Annotated in this window: 22 protein-coding genes; 10 read left to right on the top strand and 12 right to left on the bottom strand. The window is 53.0% G+C overall.

Translation table 11 applies throughout. The features are described from left to right. Positions 1-62: 62 nt before the first annotated feature. The 4 genes from ACXIZX_RS18685 to cpxP form a co-directional block, all read right to left on the bottom strand. On the bottom strand, positions 63-1052 hold the full coding sequence (locus tag ACXIZX_RS18685) for a sulfate ABC transporter substrate-binding protein (protein ID WP_061720313.1): 990 nt from the start codon (positions 1050-1052) through the stop codon (positions 63-65). 143 nt (positions 1053-1195) lie between these two features. After that, on the bottom strand, positions 1196-2158 hold the full coding sequence (gene pfkA, locus ACXIZX_RS18690; protein WP_007885343.1) for a 6-phosphofructokinase: 963 nt from the start codon (positions 2156-2158) through the stop codon (positions 1196-1198). A gap of 209 nt (positions 2159-2367) precedes the next feature. Further along, positions 2368-3270 carry a CDF family cation-efflux transporter FieF gene (fieF, locus tag ACXIZX_RS18695; protein WP_179453184.1) on the bottom strand — a complete coding sequence of 301 codons (903 nt, stop codon included), beginning with the start codon at positions 3268-3270 and terminating at the stop codon, positions 2368-2370. Positions 3271-3472: 202 nt separating this feature from the next. Beyond that, positions 3473-3985: a cell-envelope stress modulator CpxP gene (gene cpxP, locus ACXIZX_RS18700; protein WP_008109700.1), complete on the bottom strand. Its 513-nt coding sequence runs from the start codon at positions 3983-3985 to the stop codon at positions 3473-3475. Between the two features lie 150 nt (positions 3986-4135). Between cpxP and cpxR the strand changes: the two genes are divergently transcribed. From cpxR to trmL, 3 genes are read left to right on the top strand one after another with little or no spacing between them, the layout of a single operon-like run. Further along, entirely contained in the window at positions 4136-4834 is a 699-nt protein-coding gene (gene cpxR / locus ACXIZX_RS18705) for an envelope stress response regulator transcription factor CpxR (RefSeq protein WP_007885339.1), read from the top strand. After that, complete coding sequence (gene cpxA / locus ACXIZX_RS18710) at positions 4831-6207, top strand: envelope stress sensor histidine kinase CpxA (protein ID WP_008109701.1); 1377 nt, start codon at positions 4831-4833, stop codon at positions 6205-6207. The genes cpxR and cpxA overlap by 4 nt, the downstream gene beginning before the upstream one ends. A 35-nt stretch (positions 6208-6242) precedes the next feature. Continuing rightward, positions 6243-6716: a tRNA (uridine(34)/cytosine(34)/5-carboxymethylaminomethyluridine(34)-2'-O)-methyltransferase TrmL gene (trmL, locus tag ACXIZX_RS18715; protein ID WP_008109703.1), complete on the top strand. Its 474-nt coding sequence runs from the start codon at positions 6243-6245 to the stop codon at positions 6714-6716. Here trmL and cysE read toward each other — a convergent pair. The 5 genes from cysE to ACXIZX_RS18740 all read right to left on the bottom strand — a co-directional run bounded on the left by cysE (position 6713) and on the right by ACXIZX_RS18740 (position 9826). Beyond that, the gene (gene cysE, locus ACXIZX_RS18720) at positions 6713-7528 is read right to left on the bottom strand and encodes a serine O-acetyltransferase (protein ID WP_008109705.1); all 816 of its coding nucleotides are present in this window, start codon (positions 7526-7528) and stop codon (positions 6713-6715) included. The genes trmL and cysE overlap by 4 nt on opposite strands. Before the next feature lie 69 nt (positions 7529-7597). Beyond that, entirely contained in the window at positions 7598-8617 is a 1020-nt protein-coding gene (gene gpsA, locus ACXIZX_RS18725; RefSeq protein WP_154194956.1) for an NAD(P)H-dependent glycerol-3-phosphate dehydrogenase, read from the bottom strand. After that, positions 8617-9081: a protein-export chaperone SecB gene (secB, locus tag ACXIZX_RS18730; protein WP_007885330.1), complete on the bottom strand. Its 465-nt coding sequence runs from the start codon at positions 9079-9081 to the stop codon at positions 8617-8619. Before secB ends, gpsA begins: the two co-directional genes overlap by 1 nt. Before the next feature lie 40 nt (positions 9082-9121). Next, positions 9122-9376: a glutaredoxin 3 gene (gene grxC, locus ACXIZX_RS18735; RefSeq protein ID WP_007885328.1), complete on the bottom strand. Its 255-nt coding sequence runs from the start codon at positions 9374-9376 to the stop codon at positions 9122-9124. 18 nt (positions 9377-9394) lie between these two features. Then, entirely contained in the window at positions 9395-9826 is a 432-nt protein-coding gene (locus ACXIZX_RS18740; RefSeq protein WP_008109709.1) for a rhodanese-like domain-containing protein, read from the bottom strand. Positions 9827-10075: 249 nt separating this feature from the next. On the opposite strand from ACXIZX_RS18740, the gene envC reads away from it, so the two are divergent. From envC to ACXIZX_RS18755, 3 genes are read left to right on the top strand one after another with little or no spacing between them, the layout of a single operon-like run. Further along, positions 10076-11377 carry a murein hydrolase activator EnvC gene (gene envC / locus ACXIZX_RS18745; protein ID WP_323275544.1) on the top strand — a complete coding sequence of 434 codons (1302 nt, stop codon included), beginning with the start codon at positions 10076-10078 and terminating at the stop codon, positions 11375-11377. A 3-nt stretch (positions 11378-11380) separates the two neighbouring features. Then, the gene (locus ACXIZX_RS18750) at positions 11381-12277 is read left to right on the top strand and encodes a divergent polysaccharide deacetylase family protein (protein WP_479404704.1); all 897 of its coding nucleotides are present in this window, start codon (positions 11381-11383) and stop codon (positions 12275-12277) included. A gap of 20 nt (positions 12278-12297) precedes the next feature. Beyond that, complete coding sequence (locus ACXIZX_RS18755; RefSeq protein WP_479404705.1) at positions 12298-13518, top strand: glycosyltransferase; 1221 nt, start codon at positions 12298-12300, stop codon at positions 13516-13518. A gap of 43 nt (positions 13519-13561) precedes the next feature. Here the strand turns inward: ACXIZX_RS18755 and tdh are convergent, their stop codons facing one another. Beyond that, positions 13562-14590 (bottom strand): L-threonine 3-dehydrogenase, encoded by a 1029-nt coding sequence (tdh, locus tag ACXIZX_RS18760; RefSeq protein WP_479404706.1) that lies wholly within the window; start codon positions 14588-14590, stop codon positions 13562-13564. Then, positions 14587-15795, bottom strand: a complete 1209-nt coding sequence (locus ACXIZX_RS18765) for a glycine C-acetyltransferase (protein ID WP_479404707.1) — start codon at positions 15793-15795, stop codon at positions 14587-14589. The genes tdh and ACXIZX_RS18765 overlap by 4 nt, the downstream gene beginning before the upstream one ends. A gap of 231 nt (positions 15796-16026) precedes the next feature. On the opposite strand from ACXIZX_RS18765, the gene rfaD reads away from it, so the two are divergent. The 3 genes from rfaD to rfaC are packed head-to-tail and all read left to right on the top strand — an operon-like array spanning position 16027 to position 18991. After that, positions 16027-16959: an ADP-glyceromanno-heptose 6-epimerase gene (gene rfaD, locus ACXIZX_RS18770; protein ID WP_479404708.1), complete on the top strand. Its 933-nt coding sequence runs from the start codon at positions 16027-16029 to the stop codon at positions 16957-16959. 17 nt (positions 16960-16976) lie between these two features. Further along, the gene (rfaF, locus tag ACXIZX_RS18775; protein WP_479404709.1) at positions 16977-18020 is read left to right on the top strand and encodes an ADP-heptose--LPS heptosyltransferase RfaF; all 1044 of its coding nucleotides are present in this window, start codon (positions 16977-16979) and stop codon (positions 18018-18020) included. A 2-nt stretch (positions 18021-18022) separates the two neighbouring features. Then, positions 18023-18991 carry a lipopolysaccharide heptosyltransferase RfaC gene (rfaC, locus tag ACXIZX_RS18780; RefSeq protein WP_179453177.1) on the top strand — a complete coding sequence of 323 codons (969 nt, stop codon included), beginning with the start codon at positions 18023-18025 and terminating at the stop codon, positions 18989-18991. 15 nt (positions 18992-19006) lie between these two features. Here the strand turns inward: rfaC and ACXIZX_RS18785 are convergent, their stop codons facing one another. Then, entirely contained in the window at positions 19007-19975 is a 969-nt protein-coding gene (locus tag ACXIZX_RS18785; protein ID WP_479404710.1) for a polysaccharide deacetylase family protein, read from the bottom strand. Between the two features lie 319 nt (positions 19976-20294). On the opposite strand from ACXIZX_RS18785, the gene ACXIZX_RS18790 reads away from it, so the two are divergent. After that, complete coding sequence (locus tag ACXIZX_RS18790) at positions 20295-21419, top strand: glycosyltransferase (RefSeq protein ID WP_479404894.1); 1125 nt, start codon at positions 20295-20297, stop codon at positions 21417-21419. Positions 21420-21452 lie beyond the last annotated feature (33 nt).

The following is a 21452-nucleotide window of genomic DNA, read 5'->3' on the forward strand; positions in this document are numbered from 1 at the left end:
ATGATGAAAGTCACGGACTAAAACAAAACGGCCAGCATTCTCGCTGGCCGTTTTTTTATTCGTTATGGCTTCATCACCTGATCGTAGCTGCCGCCATCGGCGAAGTGGGTTTTCTGGGCTTGCGTCCAGCCACCAAACTTGCTGTCGATAGTGAACAGTTTTACCGGCGCGAATTTATTGGCAAATTTCTTCGCAACGGCTTCATCACGTGGACGGTAGAAATTTTCTGCCGCGATGGTCTGGCCTTCCGGCGAGTAGAGATACTTGAGGTAATCTTCGGCCACTTTACGGGTGCCCTGCTCGTCAACCACTTTATCAACCACTGAAACCGTTGGCTCCGCCAGAATCGATTCACTTGGGGTGACGATTTCAAACTTGTCTTTACCCAGCTTATCTACCGCCAGATAGGCTTCGTTTTCCCACGCAATCAGCACATCGCCAATGCCGCGTTCTACGAAGGTGTTAGTCGCACCGCGTGCACCGGAATCCTGTACTTCCACATTCTTAAACAGCGATTTCACGTAAGCCAACGCTTTGGCCTGATCGCCATGGTTCTGATCCAGCGCCCAGCCCCATGCAGCCAGATAGTTCCAACGTGCGCCGCCCGAGGTTTTCGGGTTTGGCGTGATGACGGAAACGCCCGGTTTGATCAGATCCGGCCAATCATGAATGCCTTTCGGGTTGCCTTTACGCACCAGGAACACGATGGTCGAGGTGTATGGCGCGGAGTTGTCCGGCAGACGTTTAATCCAATCTTTATTGATACGACCACGGTCAGCAATAGCATCGACATCAGATTGCAGCGCCAGCGTAACCACATCAGCACGGATGCCATTGATCACTGAGGTCGCTTGTTTACCGGAACCGCCGTGCGACTGGCGAATTACCACGTTGTCGCCGGTTTCCTGCTTGTAATGCGCGCTAAACGCTTTGTTGTACTGTTCGTACAGCTCACGGGTTGGATCGTAAGAGACGTTTAACAGCTGAATATCTTTTGCCAGAACACTGGTTGAAGCCAGTAACAGGGTGACACCAATACTCCACTTATTCATTGCTTGCTCTCCCGAGGTCGTTATAGAACAAGACTGACACAAACTTATCCACGGATTAAAGAATTAAAAATAAGCTGTTATAACTGGAGGGAATATAAGCAGGCATTAAAAAGGCGCGAATCTCGTCGCGCCTTGATAGGGAATTAGTAGAGTTTTTTCGCGGTATCCAGCCAGTCGCGTTTGAATGGACGCTTCATATTTTCAATCGCGTCGATGATGTCGTGATGCACCATCTTCTCATTCTGAATACCGACGCAGCGGCCGCCATAACCTTGCAGCAGCAGCTCAATGGAGTAAGAACCCATGCGCGATGCCAGGATGCGGTCATAGGCACAAGGTGCGCCGCCACGCTGAATGTGACCAAGAACGGTGGCGCGGGTTTCGCGTTTGGTTTCAGCTTCAATGAAGTGCGCCAGATCGTCGATATCGCAGATGTGCTCGGTAATCGCCACGATGGCGTGTTTTTTACCTTTGGCGATGCCCGCTTTGATCTCTGAAACCAGCTCTTCACGGGTATAGGGGATTTCAGGCAGCACGATGAACTCACAACCGCCGGCAATCGCTGCCGCCAGGGTTAAATCGCCGCAATAACGGCCCATCACTTCAACGATAGAGATACGCTGGTGAGAAGATGAGGTGTCGCGCAGGCGGTCAATCGCTTCAACCACGGTTTCCAATGCAGTGAAGTAACCGATGGTGTAATCAGTGCCCGCTACGTCGTTGTCGATGGTGCCCGGCAAGCCGATGCACGGGAAGCCCATTTCGGTCAGGCGCTTCGCACCCATGTAGGAACCATCACCGCCGATAACCACCAGCGCATCAATGCCGCGCTTTTTCATGTTATCAATCGCGGTCTGGCGCACTTCATCGTTGCGGAATTCTGGGAAACGTGCGGAACCGAGGAAGGTGCCGCCACGGTTGATCATGTCTGACACGCTGTAGCGGTCGAGGTTGATCATGCGATCTTCGTACAATCCCAGATAGCCGTCGTAAATACCAAAAACTTCCAGTCCTTCACTCAGCGCGGAACGTACAACTCCGCGAATGGCTGCGTTCATGCCTGGGGCGTCGCCGCCGCTGGTCAGTACTCCGATTTTTTTGATCATGACAACCTCTGGATTGTTCAAAAACTAAGGATTATTCCTGCCATGTGTCCGGCGTGGACCAGCTCGCGATCGCATGGCTTAATAGTTGCAGAATAGTATATCAAAGGCTTGATGCTGAATTGATTCAGGTCAGACAAGTTTTCGCTAATTTTTTACAGAGTTGTTAGCGTTACGTCACTTTTTTTGTGTAATTGCATGATTTTAAATCGCTAACCTTGAAAAAAGCCGTGTTGATTGCTCGGCACAACAGAGCAGGGATCTTGATGGATGATCACGTCTGAGCCGGGAAACTTCTTTAGTAATGCCTGCTCAATTTGATCGGCCACCTGATGCGCCTGCACCAACGGCAACTGATCTTCCATCTCCAGATGCAGCTGGATAAAACGCGTAGGGCCCGATTGCCGTGTGCGCAATGCATGTGCGCCACGTACGCCCGGCCAGTTGGTCACCACACGGATAATCTCCTGCGTTTCATGCTCGGGCAGTACGCGGTCTAGCAGCGCCTGTACCGCGTCATAGCCCATCCGCAACGCGTTATAGAGAATGTAAACGCCGATGCCGAGCGCAAACAATGCATCCGCCCGTACAAAACCATAGCTGCTCAAACCGAGGGCGACCAATATTGCGCCGTTCATCACCACATCAGATTGATAGTGCAGCATGTCCGCGCGAATCGCCTGGCTGCGCGTGCGACGCACCACCCAGCGCTGGAAGGCAACCAATGTCAGGGTTGAAAACAGCGCAATCACCGTAACCACAATGCCCACCAGCGGCGCATGTAAGGTTTCAGGCGATGCCAGATGCTGAATACCGGTGAGAAACAGAAACAGCGCCGAGCCGGAGATAAACATGCTTTGCGCCAGCGCGGCCAATGATTCGGCTTTACCATGGCCGAAGGTGTGATCGTCATCGGCCGGCTGCAATGAATAGCGCACCACCAGCAAGTTGGTGAGTGAAGCGGCAATATCGACCAATGAATCCACTAACGCCGCCAACATGCTGACTGAACCGGTGTGCCACCAGGCAAAAATTTTCACGATTAACAGCAACGTCGCCAGCGTAGTCGCCGCTAACGCCGCCCGATTGACTAACTTTGCATAGGAAGAATCCATGCTATGCCTCGCCGGGTCGCACGCTTCATCGGTGCGGCCTTTAGGTCTCAAGATGGCTAAAGTTTATCATCGGCAGAAGCGTGCTGCGTGATTGAATTTTAAGACAATGATGTTAGAGAGAAATGACAGGCAAAAAAAACCCCCGCATCATGCGGGGGAAGACAGGGATGGTGTCTATGGCAAGGAAAACAGGGATACTATGTTACTGGTTACTGCTGGTACTACTCACTGCTTGCAGCGGTGATGATGGCTGCAATCCTGAGAGTCGACGAACTTCAGCTAATCGTCGCTCATAATTTTTCTGCAATGTCGCTTGCTGTGCAGGCGTTAGCAGGTGGTACATCTGATTACGAACCCGAGCCATCTCGACTTGCTGTTCTATCGCTGCGCGGGCTTGTTTCTCTGCCTGCTGTCGAATAGCCGATTCGTTAAATTTGTCTGCAATCACAAGGTCATGCATAGTTTCTATATCTTGAACGCTGATTGTTGGGCGTTCGTGTCGCGCTTGCTGCATCAGGTCTCGCATCTGTTGCCGCTGTTGTTCAGTCAGCTCAATGCCATCGAACATGTAGCTTTGCGGATTTTGCGTCATACTGCCTGTCGTCAATCCGCTGTTCGGATGCATCTCGTCAATCGTCGTCGTGTCTGCTGCTTCGGCGCTGGCGTGACTGAGAACCATCGCTGAGGCAATGACGACGGCGGTTAAGTAGCGCATCGTTAACTCCCAGTTCGTTCCGTTTTGCGATTCAACGAGAGCCAGTGTACGGCGGTGGCTGCAAACATCCGTCAGGGGGTGTAAAACTACGTAAAGCGTTGGATTGCAAGTCAAGGAACACGGTATTTTGCCTGCGGAGGGCAATAAAAAATGAATAAAATCCTGTTGGTTGATGACGACCGCGAATTAACTTCGCTGCTTAAAGAACTGCTTGAGATGGAAGGTTTTGAAGTCATTGTGGCAAGCGATGGTGAGCAGGCGCTTAACCTGCTAGACAACACCGTGGACTTGTTATTGCTTGATGTAATGATGCCGAAGAAGAACGGTATCGACACGTTGAAAGAACTACGCCAACAGCACCAAACTCCGGTCATTATGCTGACTGCACGTGGCAGCGAACTGGACCGCGTTCTGGGCCTTGAACTGGGCGCAGATGACTATCTGCCTAAACCGTTTAACGATCGTGAACTGGTGGCGCGTATTCGTGCCATTTTGCGCCGTTCAAACTGGAGCGAGCAGCAACAGCAGCACGATAACAGCTCACCGACGCTGGAAGTCGACTGCCTGCGCCTGAATCCAGGTCGCCAGGAAGCCAGCTTTGATAGCGAGACTTTGGATCTCACCGGAACCGAATTCACCCTGCTCTATTTGCTGGCACAGCATCTGGGTCAGGTGGTATCGCGTGAGCACCTTAGTCAGGAAGTGTTGGGCAAACGTCTGACGCCTTTTGACCGCGCTATTGATATGCACATTTCTAATCTGCGTCGTAAATTGCCGGAACGTCGTGATGGTCATCCGTGGTTTAAAACCCTGCGCGGACGCGGCTATCTGATGGTTTCGGCATCATGATTGGAAGTTTAACCACCCGCATCTTCGCCATCTTCTGGCTCACGCTAGCGCTGGTGTTGATGCTGGTTTTAATGGTGCCCAAACTCGATTCGCGCCAGATGACCGCATTACTGGAAAGCGAGCAGCGTCAGGGCACCATGATTGAACAGCACGTTGAAGCGGAGCTGTCACAAGATCCGCCAAACGACTTAATGTGGTGGCGTCGCCTGTTCCGCTCCATCGACAAATGGGCGCCGCCCGGTCAGCGCTTGTTATTGGTGACCAGCGAAGGCCGGGTGATTGGCGCGCAGCACAATGAAATGCAGATCATCCGCAACTTTATTGGGCAGTCGGATAACGCCGACCACCCACAAAAGAAAAAGTATGGTCGCGTTGAAATGGTTGGGCCTTTCGCGGTTCGCGATGGCGAAGACAACTATCAGCTCTACCTGATTCGTCCTGCCACCAGCTCACAGCTCGATTTCGTCAATCTGCTGTTTGACCGCCCGCTACTGCTACTCATTGTCACCATGCTGATCAGCTCGCCACTGCTGCTGTGGCTGGCGTGGAGCCTGGCGCGTCCCGCCCGCAAACTTAAATATGCAGCGGATGAAGTGGCAAGCGGCAATTTGCGTCAGCATCCGGAACTGGAATCGGGGCCACAAGAGTTTCTGGCCGCGGGTTCGAGTTTCAACCAAATGGTGAGTGCGCTCGAACGCATGATGACGGCGCAACAGCGTTTGCTATCCGATATCAGCCATGAACTGCGTACGCCGTTGACTCGCTTGCAGCTGGCAACCGCGTTACTGCGTCGCCGTAATGGTGAAGGCAAAGAGCTGCAGCGCATCGAAACGGAAGCGCAGCGTCTTGATGGCATGATTAACGATTTGCTGGTGCTGTCGCGTACGCAACACAATAACGCACTGGTTAGCGAGGCAATGAAAGCCAACCAGCTGTGGAACGGCGTGCTGGAAGATGCCAAATTTGAAGCCGAGCAGATGGGCAAACTGATGGAAGTGCCTTATCCGCCAGGCCCGTGGCCGCTGTACGGTAATCCACATGCGCTGGAGAGTGCGCTGGAAAATATCGTGCGTAATGCGCTGCGCTATTCGAATTCGCATATCAGCGTCAGCTTCTCGGTGGATATCGAAGGCATCACCATCCACGTCGATGATGATGGTCCGGGCGTCAGCCCAGAAGATCGCGAGCAGATTTTCCGTCCGTTCTACCGCACCGATGAGGCGCGCGATCGTGAATCAGGCGGCACGGGTTTAGGCCTGGCGATCGTCGAAACCGCCATTCAGCAGCATCGCGGCTGGGTCAAAGCCGATGACAGCCCGCTCGGGGGTTTACGCCTTACGCTGTGGCTGCCGCTGTACTCCGCCCGTCAATAATTTGTTATGCTTCGGCCCTCGTTTCTGGGGGCCTTATGCTAAACATTGTCTTATTTGAACCTGAAATTCCGCCAAATACCGGCAACATCATTCGCTTGTGCGCAAATACCGGTTTCCAGTTACACCTGATTGAACCGCTGGGCTTTGCCTGGGATGATAAGCGACTGCGCCGCGCCGGGCTGGATTACCACGAATATACCGCCTTAAAAAAACACGCCAATTACGCAGCATTTCTGGCGACGGAAGCACCTCAGCGCATGTTCGCGCTCACCACGAAAGGAACGCCTGCACACAGCGCAGTGAGTTATCAAAAGGGTGATTATTTGGTGTTTGGTCCGGAGAGTCGTGGTTTACCCGCAGATATCCTCAACGCGCTACCCGCTGAGCAGAAAATCCGTATTCCGATGATGGCGGAAAGCCGCAGCATGAATCTGTCTAATGCGGTTTCTGTGGTGGTGTATGAAGCGTGGCGCCAGCTCGATTATGCTGGCGCACTGATCAAAGGCTAGATGCCGTCGCCGTACTCAAAGCCCGCGCCGTTGAAGTGCTGATCCATATCCATCGACGGTTTATCGCTGGTCGGTTTACCGACAATGCGCGCTGGCACGCCGGCCGCCGTGGTATGTGGCGGTACAGGCTGCAGGACAACGGAACCGGCACCGATTTTCGCACCGCGTCCCACTTCAATATTGCCCAAAATCTTGGCACCCGCGCCAATCATCACACCTTCTCGGATCTTCGGATGGCGATCGCCGCTGGTTTTCCCGGTACCGCCGAGCGTCACCGATTGCAGGATCGAAACATCATTTTCGATGATTGCCGTTTCGCCGATAACAATGCCGGTGGCGTGGTCAAGCATGATGCCGCGACCAATGCGCGCCGCCGGGTGAATATCCACGGCAAACGAGACGGAAATTTCGTTCTGCAGATAAACCGCCAGTGCGCGGCGACCTTCTCTCCATAACCAGTTGCCAATGCGATAGGCCTGTAAGGCGTGGAAACCTTTGAGATAGAGCAGCGGCGTGGAGTATTTATCAACGGCGGGATCGCGCTGACGCACAGCCTGAATATCGTAGGCCGCGGAGACAATCATCTCTGGGTCTTCACGGTAGGCTTCTTCCACGATTTCGCGGATGGCGATAGCTGGCATGATCGGGTTCGCCAGCTTGTTGGCGAGCATATAGCTGAGCGCGCTGCCGAGGTTTTCGTGTTTAAGCAATGTCGCATGATAAAAGCTGGCCAGCATCGGTTCACAGTCGGCCAGGGCTCTGGCTTCGGCTTTGATATGGTTCCAGACCAGTTCTAACTCTTCAGACGACATTGCTGTTTGCTCCCGATAAAAAAAGCGCCTGATGGGGCGCTACAGGTGGTGACGCTGGCGCATCCTGCTTCAGCTTTGGCTGTTTTCGTCCTTCCTTGCACGGCCAAGTAAGGTCAATGCTGCCTCTCGCGCTGATTTTCCGCAATAGAGCACCTGATAAATCTGCTCGGTAATTGGCATTTCTACGCCAACACGCGCTGCCAATGCTTTGACTTCTTTGGTGTTTCTGTAGCCTTCTACAACTTGTCCGATAATGCGTTGCGCATCGTCCACGCTCTCGCCTTGCCCCAGCATCATGCCGAAACGACGGTTGCGCGACTGATTATCGGTACAGGTCAGCACCAAATCGCCTAAACCGGCCATGCCCATAAAGGTGGTGGCATCGGCTCCCAGCGCTGCGCCGAGACGGCTCATTTCCGTCAGGCCACGCGTGATTAAGGCGGTACGCGCGTTTGCACCAAAGCCAATGCCGTCAGAAATCCCCGCACCAATCGCAATCACGTTCTTCACCGCGCCGCCTAACTGCACGCCGATGAAATCCTGATTGTTGTAGACGCGGAAACTTTTACCGCAGTGCAGCTTCTGCTGCAGGTCTTCAGCGAACTCTGCATCGGTCGATGCCAGTGCGATAGCCGTAGGCATGCCAGCAGCCAGCTCTTTGGCAAAGGTTGGTCCGGAAATCACCGCTAACGGAATTGCATCGCCGAGGATTTCACGCGCCACATCCTGCAGCAAACGGCCGGTCTCTTTTTCCAGTCCTTTGGTCGCCCAGACAATCCGTGAATCGGCACGTAGATGCGGCTTAAGCTGCGTCAGCACGTCGCCAAATACATGGCTCGGCACCACGACCAGCAGATCGCGACTGGCGTTAACCACGGTAGCCAGATCGGCTTCAGGAACGAGATTATCAGGGAAAGGAACATCGGGCAGGAAAGCGGCATTGCAGCGGTCAGCTTGCAGCTGCGCCACGCTTTGAGGATTGTGGCCCCAGAGCAGAACCGGATGGCCATTACGGGCCAGCGTGATGGCCAATGCGGTGCCGTACGAGCCGGCACCGATGACGCTAATTGAAGCGTTGAGTGTAGTCATCAGGCATCCTGATGTGGCGCTTCGCCTTCACCTTGCTGCTGCAGATAGTTCATGAACAGCGCATCAAAGTTAACTGGCGCCAGGTTGAGCTGCGGGAAAGTACCACGAGACACAAGGCTGGTTACGCATTCGCGTGCATACGGGAACAGAATGTTCGGGCAGTAAGCGCCGAGGCAATGTGCCATTTGCGTGCCTTCGATACCGCTGATGGTGAAAATACCCGCCTGCTGCACTTCGCACAGGAATGCGGTTTCTTCGCCAACGGTTGCGGTTACGGTAACACGGAGAACGACTTCAAAAACGCCATCAGCCAGCTGAGAAGAGGCGGTGTCCAGGTCCAGCTTCACTTCCGGTTCCCACTCTTTCTGGAAAACCTGTGGTGCGTTTGGCGCTTCGTAAGAAACATCTTTGGTGTAAACACGTTGAATCTGGAACTGCATTTCGCTGTTGCTTTGCTCTGACATGTGTCTAAATCCTGTGAGTTAAAATTGTCTGACCGAAAAGTTATGCCTGGAGTAGAGGATCAAGTCCCTGACGCCCATCCAGCGCGTAAAGATCGTCACAGCCGCCAATGTGCTGCGCATCAATAAAAATCTGTGGCACCGTCGTGCGGCCGCTGCGTTGAATCATCTCTTCACGTTTCGCCGCGTTCCCGTCAATGGGAATCTCCTGGAACGACACGCCTTTCTGATCCAACAACGCCTTTGCACGGTGGCAATAAGGACAAGTGACTTTGGTGTAGATCTCTACATTCGCCATACGGTTACCTCAAAGAAGTTATTTACCGCGCACCAGTGGCAGATTTTCACCACTCCAGCCGCTCACGCCATCTTTCAGTACGGAGACTTTCTCGAAGCCCGCTGCGCTCAATTTCGCTGCAGATTCACCTGCACTTTGACCGGTCGCGCAAACTACAATTATGTGCTGTGACTTGTGCTTTTCCAGCTCGCCAAAGCTCTCTTTTTTAATGTCTGCTGCCGCTACGTTGATAGCCCCAGAAATGTGTCCTTTGCGGTAATCGTCACGTGAACGAACGTCTACCACCACCGCGTCCTCTTTGTTAATCAGGTGGGTTGCTTCACCACGACTGATGGTTTTTACTTTAGAGAACATACCTTTAACGGTGGTCACAATCACGAGAACGAGTAAAGCGACCCATGCCAGACTGAGGATGGGGTGATTGCTTGCAAACTGCATAATTTCTTGCATGAGGGGTAACGACTCCAAACCGGGCTGATAAGCTAAAACAAGGGTTCTGAGTATACCTGCGCCACTTCGCATGTACAGTCGCTAAGGGGACAGAGTTACGATTTGTGCGTCATTTTCCAAAAAAAGTGTTCTAATCCCAAAATTAAGACAAAGTTTATGCCGGTAAGCTCGGTACAGACATTTTTAGCAAAGTAAAACCCGGCCGGGCTAACTGGTAAGCGGCTGTTCATCGTGGAATAATTATCGACTATGAAGGGAAAAGCGACCGTTACACACACAAGGACCCGTCACAACGGCACTGCGATTCCGTTGTCATTCCGCTGGTCCGAAATCTCCCTGAGTCTGCTTCTGGCGGGCACATTATTACTTCCTGCTGCCGCTCGCAGTGCGGATGACAGTAAAACGCAGTTGAAGTCCATTCAGCAGGATATCGCTGAGAAAGAGAAAAGCGTTAAAGCACAGAAAGTGCAGCGCAGTAAGCTGTTGGATCAACTGCAAAGTCAGGAAAAAGTGATTGCGCAGGCCAGCCGTCAGCTGCGCGAAACGCGTAACAGCCTTAGCACGCTCGAGGGTGAAATCGCGCAGGTCACTTCCTCTATTTCGCGGCTGGAAAAGCAGCAAGCGCAGCAGGAAAAACTGCTGGCACAACAGCTTGATGCCGCCTTTCGTCAGGGACAGCACAATGGTCTACAGTTGCTGCTTGGTGGCGAAGAAGCCCAGCGCAGTGAGCGTATTCTTGCCTATTTCGGCTATCTCAATGCCGCTCGCCAGAAAAACATCGACGATCTCAAGCAAACCCAACAGCAATTAGCGGAACAGCGCCAATCATTGCGGGGTAAACAGGATCAGCAAAAATCGTTGTTAGCTCAGCAGCAGACGCAGCAAAGCAAGCTGGAAGTAGCTAGCGCGGCGCGTAAGAAAACGCTCACCGTACTGGAAAGCTCGCTGGAGAAAGATCAGGCTGACCTGGTTGAGATGCGTGAGAACGAAAGCCGACTGCAGAGCAAAATCGCCAAGGCTGAGCGTGAAGCGCGTGAACGTGCCGAACGGGAAGCGCGCGAGGCGGAAAAAGTGCGTCAACGTCAGGCACAGGCGAAAGCCAAAGGATCAAACTATCAGCCAACGCAGAGTGAGCGCGAGCTGATGGCGCGTACCGGCGGATTAGGCAAGCCCGGCGGGCAAGCGGTTTGGCCGGTACGTGGACGCATTGAACATCGCTTCGGTGAATCGATGCAGGGCGAATTGCGCTGGAAAGGTCTGGTGGTTGATGCGCCAGAAGGCACCGAAGTGAAAGCCATCGCAGATGGACGCGTACTGATGGCCGACTGGCTGCAAGGCTATGGTCTGGTTGTGGTTCTGGAACACGGTAAAGGTGATATGAGCCTTTATGGCTACAACCAAAGCGCACTGGTGAGCGTGGGTGCTCAGGTGAAGGCAGGACAGCCTATCGCCCTTGTGGGCACCAGCGGCGGCCGCGGCACGCCTTCGCTCTACTTTGAAATCCGACGCCAGGGACAGGCCGTCAATCCACTACCGTGGTTAGGAAGATAAGTTTTGTTTCAACCCTCTAAGCTCTCGGCCGCCCTGTGCGGCCTGTTTCTCTCACTTTCCGCCCATGCGGGAAAACTCTCCATCGTGATCGACGACTTCGGTTATCGGCCAAAGGAAGAGAATAAAGTGCTGCAAATGCCTACCGCGATTTCCGTTGCGGTCCTGCCGAATGCACCACATGCGCGTGAGATGGCCACCAAAGCGCATCAGGGCGGTCGCGAAGTGCTGATTCATCTACCGATGGCACCGCTCAGCAAACAGCCGCTGGAGAAAGACACGCTGACGCCAGAGATGAACAGCACGGAAATCGAACGGATTATTCGTGAAGCCAGTGGCAAAGTGCCTTACGCCGTCGGGCTGAATAACCATATGGGCAGCAAAATGACCTCTAGCCTGCCCGGCATGCAGAAAGTGATGCAGGTGCTCAATCACTACAACTATTACTTTCTCGATAGCATGACGATTGGCAATAGTCAGTCGATCCCGGCCGCGCAAGGTACTAACGTTAAGGTACTGAAACGTCGCGTATTCCTTGACGATAGCCAGGATGAGGCTTCAATCCGCACGCAGTTTACCCGCGCGGTGAAACTGGCGCAGCGCGATGGTTATGCCATCGCGATTGGTCATCCGCATCCTACGACGGTGCGTGTCCTGCAGCAGATGCTGCCGACATTACCAGCCGATATCACGTTAGTGCGGCCAAGCCAGTTACTAAATGAGCCGCTGCATCAGAGCACGACTCCGCCGCCATCCAAAACGCAGCCTCCGCGCTTCCGCGCGCCAGGCGTATGTAAACCGAACAAACCGTTGGCGCCAGTGCCGCAGAGCCACGCCGTTGAGTTGATCAGTGAAAGCATTGTGCAAAGCCCATTGGTTCAGTCAATAAAGCAGCTCTTCTGAGATCGGGAAAAGGGAATTCAATGAGAAGAAAAATTCTGCTGTTGGATACCGGCCGCGAATGGGGCGGCGGTACCAACAGTATGCTCGAGTTGCTCAAGCGCATTGATCGGCAGAGGTTCGATATCACCTGCTGTTTCTACAACAACTATTCTCGCGGCAACAGTGAAACCATTGAGTCAATTCTCAATTCGATTGGCATTCCGGTGGTTTTTATCGCCCAGCGTCGTCAACCGAAATGGGCGAAAATCGCTAAAGAGCTGTTACGCACGCTATTCATTTTTAACCGTTCGCTGAAGAAGCAGATGATTGACCAGGTTGATGAAAAATGGCGTGTGTTGCCAAACGCCCAACAAATTTCATCAATTTTGCAGACTGGGCAATATCACGCGCTGTATATGAATAATCAGCCCAGCACCAATGTTGAAGGCTATCGCGCTGTGCAGGATATGCCGGTTGCGCTGATTCAACACTGCCGCATTGAGCCGCAAATGAACTCTGCGCTGGTCGAGATGGTTAATGAACGTGTTGATGCCGTTATCGCGGTTTCGCATGGCGTAAACCAGACGCTGCGCCAGAGCGGAGTTGATGCGCAACGTTGCTTCACCGTGTCAAACGCGATTGATATTCATCAGGCGCTACCGCATCGCGAGGAAGTGCTCGAGCGCTTTGCTTATTCACCCGATACTTTTATTTTTGGCTCGATCGGATCCCTTATTACACGTAAAGCGAATCATCATATTTTCCAGGCGCTAGGCCAATTTAAACGCATGCATCCTGAAGCTAAATGGAAAATGGTGGTGGTGGGTTCCGGGCCGGAACATGAAAATCTGGTTCAGCTGGCACGTAAAGAAAACATTGAAACGAATGTTGTTTTTACCGGTTTTCAAAACAACCCGCTGGATTACCTCACAGCGTTTGATGCCTTTATTCTCGCCTCGCGCAGTGAAGGCTTACCGCGCGTAGTGCTGGAAGCCATGCTGGTGAAAACGGCCGTTATTGGTTCGAATGTCGTGGGCACCTCAGAGTTAATTAACCACAATGAGACTGGATTAATTTTTGAATACGGCGATGTTAACCAATTAAGCGTTCATCTTGCCGCTTTATGGCAACACGCAAGCTTGCGCCAGCGTCTGATTGATACTGCGGAATCACGCGTGCGCGAATGCTACGCGATTGAAAACTATGTCGCGGGCGTCGAAATGATTCTGGACAAGAGTATTGAAAAGCGATTAGCCATATAATTTTTCGAATCAAAATTCTCCGGCCATCAGGCCGGAGAAAAGATTAATCCCAGCTCAACACAACTTTGCCGGATCTTCCCGAACGCATCTCATCAAAGCCCTGCTGGAACTCATCAATGTGATAGCGATGGGTGATGATTGGCGTGAGATCGAGACCGGACTGAATCAGCGCCGCCATCTTGTACCAGGTTTCGAACATCTCGCGGCCGTAAATACCTTTGATGAACAGGCCTTTAAAGATAACCTGATTCCAGTCGATAGACATCTCGCCCGGCGGAATGCCCAGCAGCGCGATGCGGCCGCCGTGGTTCATCACTTCCAGCAAAGTACGGAACGCCGGTGGGGCACCGGACATCTCCAAACCCACATCAAAGCCTTCGGTCATGCCGAGTTCGGTCATCACGTCACGCAGGTTTTCATGCGCCACGTTCACGGCGCGCGTAACGCCCATTTTGCGCGCCAGTTCGAGGCGATAGTCGTTGATGTCGGTGATCACCACATGGCGCGCGCCGACGTGCTTACACACCGCCGCCGCCATAATGCCAATCGGCCCGGCGCCAGAGATCAGCACATCTTCACCCACCAAATCGAACGACAGCGCGGTGTGCACCGCATTGCCGAAGGGATCGAAAATTGCCGCCAGTTCGTCAGAAATGTTGTCAGGAATTTTGAAGGCGTTAAATGCCGGAATCACCAGATATTCGGCGAAGCAGCCCTGACGATTGACGCCAACGCCTACCGTATTGCGGCACAGATGCGTGCGTCCGGCGCGGCAGTTGCGGCAATGGCCGCAGGTGATATGGCCTTCACCGGAGACGCGATCGCCAACGGCAAAGCCCTTAACTTCCTGACCCATTCCCACCACTTCACCAACATATTCGTGGCCAGTGATCATCGGCACTGGAATGGTTTTGCGCGACCAGTCATCCCAGTTATAGATGTGCACGTCGGTGCCGCAGATAGCAGTTTTACGAATCTTAATCAGCAGGTCGTTATGGCCAGGTTCGGGAATCGGCGCATCCTTAACCATCCAAATGCCTTCTTCGGCTTTTAATTTGGCGAGTGCTTTCATTTTCCTGCTCCTGAAATAACGCCCAGCTGTTGACCAATGCGGGTAAAGGCGGCCACGGCGTGTTCCAGCTGCGCTTGCGTATGTCCGGCAGAGATCTGCGTGCGGATACGCGCCTGACCTTGCGGTACCACCGGATAGAAGAAGCCAGTAACGTAGATACCTTCCTGCTGCAGCAGGCTGGCAAACTGCTGCGCCACTTTGGCATCGCCCAGCATTACCGGGATGATGGCGTGATCGGCGCCAGCCAGCGTGAAGCCTGCGGCAGTCATCTGTTCGCGGAAGAAGCGGGCGTTTTCCCACAGGCGCTGGCGTAAACCGTCGCCTTCACTCAGTAACTCCAGCACGCGCAGCGAGGCGGCAACAATTGCCGGTGCCAGCGAGTTGGAGAACAGATACGGACGCGAGCGCTGACGCAGCCATTCAACCACTTCTTTCTTTGCTGCCACGTAGCCGCCCGATGCACCACCCAGCGCTTTGCCCAGCGTGCCGGTCAGAATGTCGACGCGATCCATCACGTCACAATATTCGTGCGTGCCGCGTCCGGCAGAACCGACAAAGCCCACCGCATGAGAATCATCGACCATCACCAGCGCATCGAACTCATCGGCCAGATCGCAAATGCCCTGCAGATTGGCGATCACGCCATCCATTGAGAAAACGCCGTCGGTGGCAATCAGGATGTGGCGCGCACCTTTGTCGCGTGCTTCCTGTAAACGTGCACGCAACTCGCTCATGTCGTTGTTGGCGTAACGATAGCGCTGCGCTTTACACAGACGTACGCCATCAATGATCGAGGCGTGATTGAGGGCGTCGGAAATAATTGCGTCTTCTGCACTAAGCAGCGTTTCAAACAGGCCGCCGTTGGCATCAAAGCAGGATGAGAACAGAATCGCGTCTTCCATGCCGAGGAACTCAGCCAGCTTGTGTTCCAGCTGCTGGTGGATGTCCTGCGTGCCGCAGATAAAGCGCACCGAGGCCATGCCAAAACCGTGCGAATCCATGCCGTCTTTCGCCGCCTGGATCAATGCCGGATGATTAGCTAAACCCAAATAGTTATTGGCGCAAAAGTTGATAACGGGCGGGCTATTGGCAACATTGATTTCTGCCTGCTGCGCCGACGTAATGGTGCGTTCTTGTTTGAACAATCCGTCCTGGCGTGTTGTCTCAAGCTGTTGACGGATTTGCGAATAAAACTGACTGGACATGATTATGCTCCTCAGATAGCAAATATTTGGCACATATTACTGATCGAAAAGCGAACCAACGACATTTCAGCCATCAATATCTCGGTTTTGCAGCATAGTTCACGCTGCGGACAGGATTTGTGCAGCGCTTGCGGAGTCATCTGGCTGCCTGCGTCTGGCTGAAATGTTATGATGATAGGCATTCGTGGGTGAAACCTCCTGTTTCCCCCCAACTCTTTAAAGGCAAAGCATATGATTATCGTAACCGGTGGCGCTGGCATGATTGGCAGCAACATTGTTAAAGCGCTGAACGACCGCGGTCTGACCGACATTTTGGTGGTGGATAATCTGAAGGATGGCACCAAGTTCGTGAATCTGGCGGATCTCGACATCGCCGATTACATGGATAAAGAGGAATTCCTCAGTTACATCATGTCTGGCGAAGATCTCGGCCCCATTGAAGCGGTTTTCCATGAAGGTGCTTGCTCCGCAACCACCGAGTGGGATGGTAAGTACATGATGGATAACAACTATCAGTACTCGAAAGATCTGCTGCACTTCTGCCTTGAGCGTGAAATTCCGTTCCTGTACGCCTCTTCCGCTGCCACTTACGGCGGCCGCAATGAGAACTTCATCGAAGAGCGCCAGTACGAACAGCCGCTGAACGTATACGGCTACTCGAAAATGCTGTTCGATCACTATGTGCGCCAGATTCTGCCTGAAGCTGAATCGCCGGTGTGCGGTTTCCGCTACTTCAACGTGTATGGTCCGCGTGAAGGCCACAAAGGCGGCATGGCGAGCGTGGCGTTCCACCTCAACACGCAAATCAGCAACGGTGAAAATCCAAAACTGTTCGAAGGCAGCGACGATTTTCGCCGCGACTTCATCCACGTTGATGACGTGGTGGCGGTAAATCTGTGGTGCTGGGAAAACGGTGTTTCCGGTATCTACAACTGCGGTACCGGTCGTGCGGAATCTTTCCAGGAAGTGGCGGATGCGGTGCTGAACTTCCATCAGAAAGGCCAGATTGAATACATTCCGTTCCCGGACAAGCTGAAAGGCCGTTATCAGGCGTTTACCCAAGCTGACCTCAACAATTTGCGTGCGGCGGGTTACGACAAGCCGTTCAAAACCGTCGCGCAAGGCGTGGGCGAATACATGGCCTGGCTGAACCGTAACGCATAAGGAAATCGGCAGCAGCGATGAAAATTCTGGTTATTGGCCCATCATGGGTCGGCGATATGATGATGTCGCAAAGTCTCTATCGCACGCTCAAGGCTGAGCATCCTGAAGCGGTGATCGACGTGATGGCGCCGGCCTGGTGCCGCCCATTGCTGTCGCGTATGCCGGAAGTGAATCAGGCGCTGGCGATGCCGCTCGGCCACGGCGCATTAGCGCTGGGCGAGCGTCGTCGTTTGGGGAAAACCCTGCAGGCCAGCGGCTATGACCGCGCCTATGTACTGCCGAACTCCTTCAAATCTGCGCTGGTGCCGTTTTTCGCCGGGATCAAACGTCGTACCGGCTGGCGCGGCGAGATGCGCTATGGCGTGTTGAATGATGTGCGCACGCTGGATAAAGCGGCCTTCCCGTTGATGGTTGAGCGCTATCTGGCGCTTGGCTACGACAAGCCAGTCGCTTCCGCACAGCAGCTGCCGCAGCCATTGCTGTGGCCGCAATTGCGCGTTGATGACGATGAAAAGCAGATGACGGCGGCGCAGTTTGCGCTGTCGGCCGATCGACCGGTAATCGGGTTTTGCCCGGGTGCAGAGTTTGGCCCGGCGAAGCGCTGGCCGCATTACCATTATGCCGCGCTGGCAGAACAGCTGATTGGCGAAGGTTATCAGGTGGTGCTGTTCGGTTCAGCGAAAGACCGCGAAACCGGCGACACCATTGTGCAGACGCTGTCCGAAGCGGCGCGTGCGCACTGCAAAAATCTGGCCGGTGATACGCAACTCGAGCAAGCGGTGATTCTGTTGGCGAACTGCGCGGCGGTTGTCAGTAACGATTCCGGTCTGATGCATATCGCCGCAGCGCTTAATCGTCCGCTGGTGGCGCTGTATGGCCCAAGTAGCCCGGACTTCACGCCGCCGTTGTCCCATCAAGCGCGCATTATTCGTTTGATCACCGGCTATCACAAAGTCCGCAAAGGTGATGCCGAGCAAGGTTATCACCAGAGCCTGATTGATATTCAGCCAGCGCGTGTTCATCAGGAACTGAGCGCGCTGTTGCATCCGGTGCAGGAGTAAAGATGCACGTTTTGATTGTTAAAACTTCCTCAATGGGAGACGTGCTGCATACCTTACCGGCGCTGACAGATGCGATGCAGGCGATTCCTGGCATCAGGTTTGATTGGGTGGTTGAAGAGAACTTCGCTCAAATCCCAGCCTGGCATCCGGCGGTCGATAAAGTGCTACCGGTGGCGATTCGCCGCTGGCGTAAGCATTGGTTCGGCAGTCAGCAGCGTGAAGAGCGTGTGCAATTTAAGCGTGAGCTGCAATCGCGTCAGTATGATGTGGTGCTGGATGCGCAAGGCCTGATCAAAAGCGCCGCGCTGGTTACGCGCCTGGCAAAAGGCGAGAAGCACGGACAAGACAGCCGCAGCGCGCGCGAACCTTTCGCCAGCTGGTGGTATGACAAACGCCATGAAATCAACAAGCAGCAGCATGCGGTGGAACGTACGCGCGAGCTGTTTGCCAAAAGCCTCGGCTATGAAAAGCCTGCATCGCAGGGCGACTACGCGATTGCTGGCCATTTCCAGTCAACGCAGACCGATGATGCTCAGCCTTATCTGGTGTTTCTGCACGCCACCACGCGTGATAACAAACACTGGCCCGAATCCCACTGGCGCGCGCTGATTGAGTTAGTGCAGCCAACAGGTTTGCGCGTGAAGTTGCCGTGGGGCGCTGAGCATGAACATCAACGCGCACAACGTTTGGCGGAAGGCTTTGACCATGTTGAGGTGCTGCCAAAGCTAACGCTGGAGCAGGTAGCGCAGCAGTTAGCCGGCGCGCGCGCGGTGGTGTCGGTGGATACCGGTTTGAGTCATCTTACTGCGGCGCTGGACCGTCCGAATATCACACTTTACGGTCCAACCGATCCGGGGCTGATTGGCGGTTATGGTAAGAATCAGTATGTGCTGCGTCCTGCTCAAGGACACAGCATGGCGGATATTCAAGCCACAGATGTTGCAACGATGATGAAAGAAATTGCGGTATAAATTTATACCGCTTCGCTAGATAGCGCTGTTTCTCTTCTGCAGCGCATATTCCGTCAGCGTCATACCTTGAGTACGTGATTGTAGCCAACTGAAAAGCTGCTCTAAATCATCATAAAGGCGCTCAATGTCAGCTTCATTTTTAAATGTGGGGCTGCCATCTGGCATGAATTCTGATGAATGCAGCATGAACTCGACATAATCATTTCCCTGGCTAAGTGTTTGCTCAACCACCTGCTTCATCTGCTCCACATTGCCCCCAACCGGACGTAGCCAATTAACAGAGGGACCACGTTTCTTTCCGCGCACGTCATTCCACACTTTTTTCAGCTGATTAGTGAAAGCGCCATAGCGATATTGAATGCTCATCGGCAACTCTAACAACGGGCTGTCACCCGCGCGGGAGATGTTGTTAATATCAAGGTAATAAGCATGATCGGGGAAAAGGCTGTAATCGGTGCCGCCTTTGCCTTGCGGCGCGCCAGATGAATTACGCCAATCCACGCGCGGTGTGACGGAGCAATCTACCAAATAACCGTTGTCGATCAATGCTCGGGCGTAAACTTCATCAAAAGCCCAGCGTCCGGCACGATGACTGGTCATCTTCTGCTGAAAAGCGCTTTCCAGCAAATCGGTCATGTATGCGACCTTGTCGCGCAAAATATTTTCCGGAAATTCAATCAAATAAGGCTGATAACGCCAGTCATCATCGGTCAACGCGTATTCCGGCGGGCTATACCATGCATGAAGATGCATACCGATTTCACCTTGCCCGCGCGCCAGCAGATCGCGACCAAATTCAACATAGGCAGGATCGCTCGCCATTTCGTAATTGGTTAGCCAGGTGGGTTTAAAATTGTATTTCTCACACAGAGACTGAAAACGCGGCAGAAACTGAACATTTCGCGTGGTAACCTTGCCGCTGCGATTGCGCCACAGGTTATCGCCTTCAGTATCGAGAGTGATTAAAAACGCAGGCTTATCCATAACTTATCCGATAAAATGAGCAATTCCTCGTCGTTATGGTACGCAAGCCAATGAATGAGGGCAAACATTTCATCTGCCGTGTTCGCGCAGATGTTGTTAGCAGTATAAGTGTGGTTAAACTAGAGTAAATTAGACTACACAACGGCACGAATACGCAGAATGTTCATCTTAAGATCAATGCGTAATGTCTGAAGCCAAACATACCTAATAAATTGATTTATCTTATATTCAGCTCTGTTTTATCAGGGGATGATAGCTGCATTGTCATACAAAACAGGCTGGCGATTAGGAGCAAAAGAATTTGTCGAAGCGCATTCTGATGGTGATTGATGGCCTGCCGGGCGGCGGTGCCGAAAAAGTCGTCCTGACACTGGCTGAAGGTTTTATCAGTCAGGGACATCGGGTGTCGCTTTTCTCCTTACGCAAAGTATGTGAATACCCTATTCCTGCGGGTGTGGATTATCAGACCGTGATTGATAAAAGTTCACGTCCGTGGCGCAAGCTGACTGAAACCCATCGTCGTGCACATTTGCTAGATGAAGCCGTGCTTCAAAGCGAAACGCTGCACGGAAAATTCGATTTGGTTTTGTCTAATCTGCACAAAACCGATCGCATTGTCCGCCATGCGCGTACTCTGGATGCGAGTAAAACCTGGTATTGTTTGCACGGCGTTTTTTCAGCTTCCTATCTTGCTCGCAAATCAGGTTTCTCTTTATGGCTTAAGCGGCTGAAAATTCGTGATACTTACCACGGCAAGCAGCTTATTGGCGTCTCACAATATGTGATTGATGATGTTATCCAAAATATCGGCGTGAAGCCTGCCAAAGCGCAGGTGATCTTTAACCCGTTTGATTTCGATCTTATTTCCCGCCTGGCAGCAGAACCTTGCCCGTTAGCAGGGAGTAATTTTGTGCTTCATGTTGGCCGTTTTCATGAAACCAAGCGTCACGATCGCTTGCTGGCCGCCTATGCTCAAAGTGGCATCACGGCTCCGCTAGTGTTATTAGGTCAGGGAAGCGAAAAAATCACGGAAAGATTACGCCAGCAAGCCACTGATTTAGGCATCGCGGAGCGCGTGCGCTTTGAAGGTTTTCATAAAAATCCTTATCCGTGGATTCGCCATGCTCGCCTGTTAGTGGTCAGTTCAGATAGCGAAGGATTTGGCAATGTGCTGGTCGAAGCCTTAAGCTGTGGTACCTCGGTGGTCAGTACACGCTGCCCCGGCGCGCCATCTTCAATTATGCGCGGCGATCTGGCGCGTGGACTTGCAGAGTTGAATATTGAGTCACTGGCGCAAAAAATGCATGAAATCTATGTTAATCCACCTGAGTTGCAACATCTGGACTTAAGCATTTATAGTCTCAACGTTATTTGTCAGCAGTATTTGCAACTGGCAGAAGTGGAAGAACCTCTATTTTCAGGCACTCAGCACGTTTCAGGTTAATAGGTCCCCATGTCGGTGTGGCCGTATCATGGG

The organism is Candidatus Pantoea symbiotica (assembly GCF_056491525.1).

Coding starts and splice junctions, on each gene's coding strand:
- ACXIZX_RS18685 (WP_061720313.1), bottom strand. CDS start 1,052: ATGAATAAGTGGAGTATTGGTGTCACCCTGTTACTGGCTTCAACCAGT.
- pfkA (WP_007885343.1), bottom strand. CDS start 2,158: ATGATCAAAAAAATCGGAGTACTGACCAGCGGCGGCGACGCCCCAGGC.
- fieF (WP_179453184.1), bottom strand. CDS start 3,270: ATGGATTCTTCCTATGCAAAGTTAGTCAATCGGGCGGCGTTAGCGGCG.
- cpxP (WP_008109700.1), bottom strand. CDS start 3,985: ATGCGCTACTTAACCGCCGTCGTCATTGCCTCAGCGATGGTTCTCAGT.
- cpxR (WP_007885339.1), top strand. CDS start 4,136: ATGAATAAAATCCTGTTGGTTGATGACGACCGCGAATTAACTTCGCTG.
- cpxA (WP_008109701.1), top strand. CDS start 4,831: ATGATTGGAAGTTTAACCACCCGCATCTTCGCCATCTTCTGGCTCACG.
- trmL (WP_008109703.1), top strand. CDS start 6,243: ATGCTAAACATTGTCTTATTTGAACCTGAAATTCCGCCAAATACCGGC.
- cysE (WP_008109705.1), bottom strand. CDS start 7,528: ATGTCGTCTGAAGAGTTAGAACTGGTCTGGAACCATATCAAAGCCGAA.
- gpsA (WP_154194956.1), bottom strand. CDS start 8,617: ATGACTACACTCAACGCTTCAATTAGCGTCATCGGTGCCGGCTCGTAC.
- secB (WP_007885330.1), bottom strand. CDS start 9,081: ATGTCAGAGCAAAGCAACAGCGAAATGCAGTTCCAGATTCAACGTGTT.
- grxC (WP_007885328.1), bottom strand. CDS start 9,376: ATGGCGAATGTAGAGATCTACACCAAAGTCACTTGTCCTTATTGCCAC.
- ACXIZX_RS18740 (WP_008109709.1), bottom strand. CDS start 9,826: ATGCAAGAAATTATGCAGTTTGCAAGCAATCACCCCATCCTCAGTCTG.
- envC (WP_323275544.1), top strand. CDS start 10,076: ATGAAGGGAAAAGCGACCGTTACACACACAAGGACCCGTCACAACGGC.
- ACXIZX_RS18755 (WP_479404705.1), top strand. CDS start 12,298: ATGAGAAGAAAAATTCTGCTGTTGGATACCGGCCGCGAATGGGGCGGC.
- tdh (WP_479404706.1), bottom strand. CDS start 14,590: ATGAAAGCACTCGCCAAATTAAAAGCCGAAGAAGGCATTTGGATGGTT.
- ACXIZX_RS18765 (WP_479404707.1), bottom strand. CDS start 15,795: ATGTCCAGTCAGTTTTATTCGCAAATCCGTCAACAGCTTGAGACAACA.
- rfaD (WP_479404708.1), top strand. CDS start 16,027: ATGATTATCGTAACCGGTGGCGCTGGCATGATTGGCAGCAACATTGTT.
- rfaF (WP_479404709.1), top strand. CDS start 16,977: ATGAAAATTCTGGTTATTGGCCCATCATGGGTCGGCGATATGATGATG.
- rfaC (WP_179453177.1), top strand. CDS start 18,023: ATGCACGTTTTGATTGTTAAAACTTCCTCAATGGGAGACGTGCTGCAT.
- ACXIZX_RS18785 (WP_479404710.1), bottom strand. CDS start 19,975: ATGGATAAGCCTGCGTTTTTAATCACTCTCGATACTGAAGGCGATAAC.
- ACXIZX_RS18790 (WP_479404894.1), top strand. CDS start 20,295: ATGGTGATTGATGGCCTGCCGGGCGGCGGTGCCGAAAAAGTCGTCCTG.